The organism is Rhodoferax sp. (genome assembly GCF_044236835.1).
In the GTDB taxonomy this organism is placed as follows: Bacteria; Pseudomonadota; Gammaproteobacteria; order Burkholderiales; family Burkholderiaceae_C; genus Allorhodoferax.
In genome coordinates this window covers 155,008-163,201 of sequence record NZ_JBIIGC010000005.1, presented here as the reverse complement: position 1 = coordinate 163,201, position 8,194 = coordinate 155,008, and the positions used below count along the sequence as shown (strand labels likewise).

At 61.2% G+C, this 8,194-nt stretch carries 4 protein-coding genes; 3 read left to right on the top strand and 1 reads right to left on the bottom strand.

Annotation, left to right across the window (positions count from 1 at the left end; genetic code table 11):
- The 3 genes from ACILRC_RS05690 to ACILRC_RS05680 all read left to right on the top strand — a co-directional run.
- The coding region (locus tag ACILRC_RS05690) for a beta strand repeat-containing protein (protein WP_395668388.1) at positions 1 to 2,906 on the top strand (2,906 nt) is incomplete at its 5' end.
- Positions 2,906 to 3,556: a methyltransferase domain-containing protein gene (locus ACILRC_RS05685; RefSeq protein ID WP_395668387.1), complete on the top strand. Its 651-nt coding sequence runs from the start codon at positions 2,906 to 2,908 to the stop codon at positions 3,554 to 3,556. The genes ACILRC_RS05690 and ACILRC_RS05685, both read left to right, overlap by 1 nt.
- A gap of 40 nt (positions 3,557 to 3,596) precedes the next feature.
- Positions 3,597 to 5,825, top strand: coding sequence for a tetratricopeptide repeat protein (locus ACILRC_RS05680; RefSeq protein WP_395668386.1), 2,229 nt, complete (start codon positions 3,597 to 3,599; stop codon positions 5,823 to 5,825).
- A 27-nt stretch (positions 5,826 to 5,852) separates the two neighbouring features.
- On the opposite strand, the gene ACILRC_RS05675 is transcribed toward ACILRC_RS05680, so the two are convergent.
- A complete protein-coding gene (locus ACILRC_RS05675; protein ID WP_395668385.1) occupies positions 5,853 to 8,123 on the bottom strand; it encodes an Orn/Lys/Arg decarboxylase N-terminal domain-containing protein in 2,271 nt (756 codons plus the stop codon).
- Between the last annotated feature and the right edge of the window lie 71 nt (positions 8,124 to 8,194).

Genomic DNA, 8,194 nt, shown 5'->3' with positions numbered 1-8,194 from the left:
GCAATGGCAACACAGCGGCCACGCAGAGTGTTCAGGCAGTGGACATACTGGCGCCCACCGTTGTCATCACCGACGACGAAGCAGGAACGGGCAACGTAGCCGGTGGCGATATCACCTACACGTTTACGTTTAGCGAGGCAGTGACAGGGTTTACGGCTGCTGACATTGCGGTGCTCAACGGCAGCAAAGGCACGTTCACCGCAGTCAGCAGCACGCAGTACACCTTGGTGGTCACACCCACACCGGGCTTCGAGGGGAACGTGACGGTCGATGTAGCCGCTACAGCTGCCAACGATGCGGCGGGCAATGGCAACACGGCGGCCACGCAGAGCGTGCAGGCAGTGGACATGCTGGCGCCTACGCTTGTCGCCAGCACCCCCGCAGACAACGCCTCAGAGGTGGCTATTGGCAGCAATATCGTGCTGACGTTCAATGAAACGGTGCAGGCAGGTGCGGGCAACATCGTCATCAGCGACGGTGCGGGCGACACCCGCACCATCTCGATCAATGACGTCAGCCAGGTCACGATCAGTGGGACCACGGTGACCATCAATCCGACAGCCGACCTGAACCCGATCGGCAACTACAACGTACAGATCGCGTCTGGCGTGCTGCAAGATGCAGTGGGTAATGCCTATGCCGGCATTGCCAATTCGACCACCCTCAACTTCGCTACGCGACCCGTCTCTGGGTCTAGCCTCGACCTCTCCACGGTCGCCTCGGGTTTCGGCGGCTTTGTGATCAATGGACAAGGCGCCAGCGACCAAAGCGGCTTCAGTGTTGCCGGCGCGGGCGACGTGAACGGTGATGGTCTTGCCGATCTGCTGGTGGGTGCACTCCGCAACAACCAAGGCCAGCCCGGCACCCTTAGCAATTCTGGGCGCACCTACGTCGTGTTTGGAAAGGCCGACGGCGGGAATGTTGACCTCTCGGCGATTGCAGGTGGCGTTGGAGGCTTCCGCATCGATGGCCACACAGGAGGTGACTCGTCGGGGGCCACCGTAGCTGCAGCGGGCGACATCAACGGCGACGGTTTAGCAGACCTGATTGTCGGTGCGCCGGGGAGTGACTTCGGAGGAAATGGAAGCAGCGCTAACTCGGGGCGCAGCTATGTGATCTTTGGGAAGACTGATACGACCTTTACCAATCTGTCGTCGATTGCGGCTGGCAGCGGAGGCTTCGTCATCAATGGCGAATGTGCGCAAGACACCGCCTTCGGCCTAGGCGCCTTTGGCGCGGGCGATGTCAACGGAGACGGCCTGGCGGACTTGATCGTCTCGGCCCGGGACAACGATTCCAACGGTGACGTGTCTGGACGAAGCTATGTGGTGTTTGGCAAGACCGGCACTGCAGCGGTCAATCTGACGGCCATTGCGGCTGGGACAGGTGGATTCGTCATCAACAGCCAGGGCGCTGGCGACAACAGTGGCGTCAGCGTCTGCGGCGCAGGCGACGTCAACGGCGACGGTTTGGCTGACCTGATCGTGGGTGCGGTCAACAGCGACCCGGCAGCCGGTAGCAATGCTGGACGCAGCTACGTGGTGTTCGGGCAAACCGGCACCACAGTGGTGAACCTGTCGGCGATAGCCGCTGGGACTGGAAATGGCTTTGTCATCAACGGCCAGTGTGCCGACGACGCCAGTGGCTTCACTGTCGCAGGCGCGGGCGATGTCAACGGTGACGGTTTGGCGGACCTGCTTGTCGCTGCACCCAATAGCGACCCCGCAGGAGGCGCCAACGCTGGCCGCAACTATGTCGTGTTTGGGCAAACAGGTGCTTCGGCAGTCAACCTGTCTGCCATTGCGGCAGGTACGGGGAATGGCTTTGTCATTAACGGCCACTGCGCAGCCGATGCCGCCGCTGCGACCACAGACGCCATCAAGATCGTAGCCAGTGCGGGCGACATCAACGGCGATGGCCTAGCCGACCTGATTGTTGCAGCGGCAGGCAGCGACCTCGGTCCTGGCGGCACCGACGCCGGGCGCAGTTATGTGGTGTTTGGCAAAACCAGCAGCACCGAAGTCAACTTGTCGGCCGTGGCAGCAGGCAACGGCGGTTTTGTGATCAATGGCCAGGGTGCCAGCGACAACAGCGGGCTGTCGGTTTCTGCTGCTGGAGACGTCAATGGCGACGGTTTGGACGACTTGATTGTTGGGGCCCGACTCAGCGACCCCGCCGCAGGCGCCAATGCCGGGCGCAGCTACGTCATATTTGGATCCGTCTTTGGCGCGTTCAACCAAACGGCAGTGGACCAGCTGGGCACGAGCGGCAACGACACGCTGGTCGGCAGCGGCGTATCGGAAACCTTGGTTGCAGGCGCAGGCAACGACACCTTGAGCGGCAACGGGGGCGCCGACGTGCTCTACGGTGGCTCGGGGGATGACACCTTTGTGCTCAATGCCGACAACGTGGCCAAGCTGGCAGCGGGCGTCACGGACGGCCAGCTGGCCCGCGTGGACGGCGGCACCGGTATCGACACGTTCCGTCTCGACGGTAGCGGCATCGCACTTAATTTGGCCAACATCGCCAACCAAGGCGGCAGCACGCCTGGCAGCCACTCACGCATCGAGTCGATTGAGCGCATCGACCTGACCGGCAGCGGCAACAACACCCTGACCGTGGGTCTGAGCGATGTGCTGGACATGGCAGGCATGAACAGCTTCAACAACGCGAGCGGTTGGGCTGACGGCACCTACAACCTTGCGGCGGGAGGCGCCAACGGCGCCAACCCCGAGCAGCGCCACCAACTGGTGATCGACGGCGACGCGGGGGATGTTGTGAATGCAAGCGGATGGGGCCCATCGGTGGGCACCGTGACCCATGGCGGCGTGACTTACAACGTCTACAACCAGGGGCTGTATGCACAGCTGCTGATAGATACTGAAGTAACGCAGACGGTGGTCTGATGGCGCACCCAGAGCAGCAGGCTTTTTTTGGACAACTCAAGCGGCTCTATCCGCAGTTCTTTGAACGTGTCAGAGTTGGAGAAGTCGGTTCGCTCAACATCAACGGCTCGGTGCGCGGCTTCTTTTCAGAGTGTGATTACACAGGTTTTGATCTAGGCCCCGGACCCGGTGTGGACCAGGTGGTGCAAGGCCAGCTTGTGGGCCTGCCCAGTGGGCATTTCGACGCAATGCTGAGCGCCGAGTGCTTCGAGCACAACCCATTTTGGGTGGAAACCTTTGCCAACATGCTGCGCATGACCCGCCCCGGTGGGTTGGTCGCATTCAGTTGCGCCTCCACCGGGCGGCCCGAGCACGGAACGGCGCGCACCGGTATCAGTATGTCGCCGCTAACGCACGCCCAAGGCTGGGACCATTACCGCAACCTCGACGCCGAAGACTTCATGAACACCTTCCACCTACAGGGCTGGTTTGAGTACTTCCACTTTCTTTACTCCCCGAGAATGTTCGACCTGTATTTCTACGGTTTTCGCAAAGGTGGCACCCGGGAAATTCGCGTCGAACCTGCGCAGATGCTGGTTGCCTTGAACCAGCAGATTGGCGCAGTGCGCCTGGCGTGCTGGGCCCCTGCCTTGGGCCTGATCCGCGGCTAAGAGGGCCCACGCGCTCCTAAGCCGACCAGATCTCACCGCAATGCGTTTCACCGAAGGCGACAACATTGCCACGCTCTGGCAACGCCTGCGCCGATCGCCACTGCAGGGCGTCACCTGGCTGGCTTTGGCGCAGTGTTATGCGGCCTTGGACCTGGTGTGGCAGGCGGGATACGCGGCGCGCCAGGCGCATCGGTTGGCTCCCGACCTGCTCGCACAGCTGGAAGCGCTGCAACTGGACACGTGGCATGACGCCAGCGCCGGTGATGGCCTGCTGGGGCGTCCTACGTTGGACGGCATCGCCGAAGTGGTCGCGCAGTACGCAATGCATCTGCGCGGGTGTCCTGGAGACTGGCTCACTTGGTTGTACTCGGCGCGCTTGCAGGAGATGCAGGCGCAGGTCGGCCTTGTCCAACAGGATGTGGCGCGGACAGCTTTGGCGAACGCGGTGCGATTGGAGCCGATTGCCGGCGAATCACAGCACTGGGCGGGCGTGTGGCGCTTGCATGCGGGGGATGCGCCGGGTGCAGTCGCGGCCTTGGCGCAATTGCTGGATGTCCGTCCGGTGCGCTACGGGTCCATGATGACGCTGGGCGAGGCCCTTGAGCGCGTCGGCCAGCGGGTTGCCGCACAGAAGGCCTTCACCCGCGCCTCGCTGTCTAACAACCCGGACTTTTTGCTCCTGCTCTCGGCCAAGGTGTACGCATACAACTACTGGCAAGAAGCGATTGAAGTATTGAACAAAGCGCTAGGCCTGCGCCCGGACTCTGTTCCGATCTTGCTGGCCTTGGCAAAGATCCAGTCGGAAGTTTATGCGCTGGCGGATTGCAGCAAGACCTTGGACCGCATTGGCGCGCTCGACCCGAACAACCGGGAAGCACAGCTGCTGTCGTCTGCTCTACCGGGTCGCATGGGGGACGCGAAAGCCCATCTGCATGGCATGCAAGTAGCGCTGGCTACAGGTGGTGACCCGCTGTCGCGCTTGGCGTCCAGCGTGGCTATGAGCGCGCTTTACCAAGACGACTTGCCCAACGCCGAAGTAGCCCAAATGCACCGCCGCCTGTGCGCCCCCATTGAGGCCCGAGTGGTGCGGAAAACAGTGTTTGGTAACCCCCGTACGACAGCTCGACGCCTGCGCCTCGGCTATGTCACTGGCGACTTGCACCGCCAGCATCCGGTGAACCTCTTCATGCTGCCCGTACTGCTGCGCCACGATCACGGCCAGTTTGAAGTTTGCATCTATCACACTGGAACCATGCATGACGTATACACCCAGCAAGCCCGCGCCTGCGCCGACCGATGGTTGGAGGCTGCGGCTCTGAGCGACGCAGCCCTGCAGCAAGCCATCGTTGACGATGGGGTGGATGTTTTGGTCGATCTGGCAGGCCATACCGCCAGCCACCGGCTGGGTGTACTTGCCATGCGCGCTGCGCCAGTGCAAGCCACTTTTTTGGGTTACCCCCACTCCACCGGTCTGTCCACCATCGACTGGTTCATCGGCGATGCAGTGACAAGCCCACGCGAGCACGCCCACCTTTTCAGCGAGGGGATCGCGCAGCTACCGCACAGCGTTTTTTGCTGGGCACCGGTGGACAGCTACCCGCTACCACCGGCGCGTGCGCCACATGAACCTGTGGTGTTTGGCTCCTTTAACAATGCGATGAAGTTGTCGCCCAGGACGGTCGCGCTGTGGTCCCGCATCTTGCATGCGGTGCCAGGCTCGCAGCTCTTACTCAAAGCTCCAGCCTTGGGCGATGTTGGTGTGCAAGAGCGCTTTGTGGGCTTGTTTGCGCAGCACGGCATCGCGGGCGCGCGCTTGCTGCTGCGTGGCCCTAGTGGCCTGGCCGACATGATGCAGGCGTACGGTGACATCGATATCGCCCTCGACCCTACGCCCTATAACGGTGGCACCACCACCTTGCAGGCGCTGTGGATGGGCGTGCCGGTGGTGGCGCTGGCCGGTGGCAATTTTGTCAGCCGCATGGGAGCGAGCTTCATGGCAACACTGGGGCAGCCGGCGTGGGTTGCGGACGATGAAGACGCGTATGTGGCGGCCGCGGTGGCGTTGGCTGGTACAAGCGCGGCGTTGAGAAATCAACGCAGTGCGCTGCGCGAGCGTATGGCCGCTTCGCCTTTGTGCGACATCGCAGGCTATGTGGCTCACTATGAGGCGCTGTTGCAACGCATGTGGGCCTGCTATTGCCAGGACCCTCCTGGCAACGACCTTGCTGCGCTGGTCCCGTCTGCGCGCTGGATTGCGGCCTCGCCCTAGCCGGGTGCTGGCAGGTTCGAGCCGGGCTCAGGCCCGCACGCAGTCGGCAAAGTAACGCTTCACCCCTTTGGCGTCTTCTTCTTCCACCAAGCCGTGCACGTCGGTCTCAAAACCGGGGCAAAGGGTGTTGAACTCGCGCGCGAACTTGAGGTAATCCACAATTTTCTTGTTGAACACCTCGCCGGGTATCAGCAAGGGAATGCCCGGTGGATAGGGCGTGACGAGTCCGACGGTAGTACGCCCCTCCAAATGGTCTATCTCCACCCGGTCCGTTTTACGCAGCGCAATATGGGCATAGGCCTCGCTGGGCTTCATGGCGGGCGTGAGGTCGCTGAGGTACATCTCGGTCGTCAAGCGGGCGATGTCGTACTTGGCGTACATGGCGTGCAGGTGCTGGCACAGATCGGCCAAGCCCATTTTTTCGTAGCGCGGATGCTTTTTGCAGAACTCCGGCAAGATGCGCCACATCGGCTGGTTCTTGTCGTAATCGTCTTTGAACTGCTGCAGGGCGGTCAGCATGCTGTTCCAGCGGCCCTTGGTGATGCCGATGGTGAACATGATGAAGAAGCTGTAGAGCCCGGTCTTTTCCACCACCACCCCGTGCTCGGCCAAAAACTTGGTCACGATACTGGCCGGAATGCCGGTCTTGGCGAACTTTCCGTTGAGGTCCATGCCCGGCGTCACGATGGTGGCCTTGATCGGGTCGAGCATATTGAATCCAGCGGCAATCTTTCCAAAGCCGTGCCAATGGGCCTTGATGCTTTTGCTCTCGCCCTTGAGCACCCAATCGGCGGCGCGGCCTATGCCCTCGTCTGCCAGTTTGTCCGGCCCCCAGACCTTGAACCACCAGTCGTCGCCATACTCCTCATCGACTTTGCGCATAGCGCGGCGAAAGTCCAGCGCCTCGGCGATGCTCTCTTCAACCAGTGCTGTGCCGCCGGGCGGCTCCATCATGGCTGCGGCAACATCGCAGCTGGCGATGATGCTGTACTGAGGACTAGTGCTAGTGTGCATCAGGTAAGCCTCATTAAACAAAGGCCGATCCAGTTTGACGGTTTGCGAGTCTTGCACCAGCACGTGGCTGGCCTGGCTGATGCCCGCCAGCAGCTTGTGGATTGACTGGGTCGAGTACACCACCGCATTTTTGGGCCGGGCGCGTTTTTTGCCCATGGCGTGGTAGGTGCCGTAAAAGGGATGGAACGCGGCGTGGGGCAACCAGGCCTCGTCAAAGTGGATGTTCTCCACGTAGCCGTCCACCATGGACTTGATGGTCTCGGTGTTGTAGAGCACGCCGTCGTAGGTGGACTGGGTGATGGCCAACACGCGGGGCTTGACCTTTTTGGCGTCAACCCCCTGGAGCAGCGGATTGGCCTTGATCTTGGCCTGGATGGCAGCCGGCTCGAACTCGCTCTGCGCAATCGGCCCGATGATGCCGAAGTGGTTGCGTGTCGGTTTGAGAAACACCGGGATCGCGCCCGTCATGATGATGGAATGCAGGATGGACTTGTGGCAGTTGCGGTCCACCACCACCACATCGCCGGGTGCCACCGTGTGGTGCCAGACCATCTTGTTGCTGGTGCTGGTGCCGTTGGTGACGAAAAAGCAGTGGTCGGCGTTGAAGATGCGTGCTGCGTTGCGCTCGCTGGCTCCGATCGCGCCATTGTGGTCCAACAGTTGGCCCAGTTCCTCCACTGAATTGCACACATCGGCGCGCAGCATGTTCTCGCCAAAAAACTGGTGGAACATTTGCCCCACCGGGCTCTTCAAAAACGCCACGCCGCCCGAGTGACCCGGGCAGTGCCAAGAGTATGAACCGTCTTCTGCGTAGTCCAGCAAGGCCTTGAAGAATGGTGGCTGCACGCCCTCGAGGTAACTTTTAGCTTCGCGGATGATGTGCCTGGCCACGAATTCGGGCGTGTCTTCAAACATGTGGATGAAGCCGTGCAGCTCGCGCAGGATGTCGTTGGGAATATGGCGGCTGGTTTTGGTCTCGCCATACACATAAATCGGCACGTCGAGGTTCTTGCGGCGCACCTCCTCGATGAAGTGGCGCAGGTTCAAAACGGCGGGATCCAGGTCGGGGCCGGGTGTGAATTCCTCATCGTCAATGGACAAGATGAACGCACTGGCACGGCTTTGCTGCTGGGCAAACTGACTTAAGTCGCCGTAACTGGTGACACCCAGCACCTCAAAACCTTCCGACTCGATCGCCTGGGCCAAAGCGCGGATCCCCAGGCCCGAGGTGTTCTCGGAACGAAAATCTTCGTCGATGATGATGATGGGAAAACGAAACTTCATCGCAAAACTCCAGTGGCTAACCCAAAACGCCTACAAGCAAGCGTAAATAGGGGCGAAGTGTAAGGACTTAA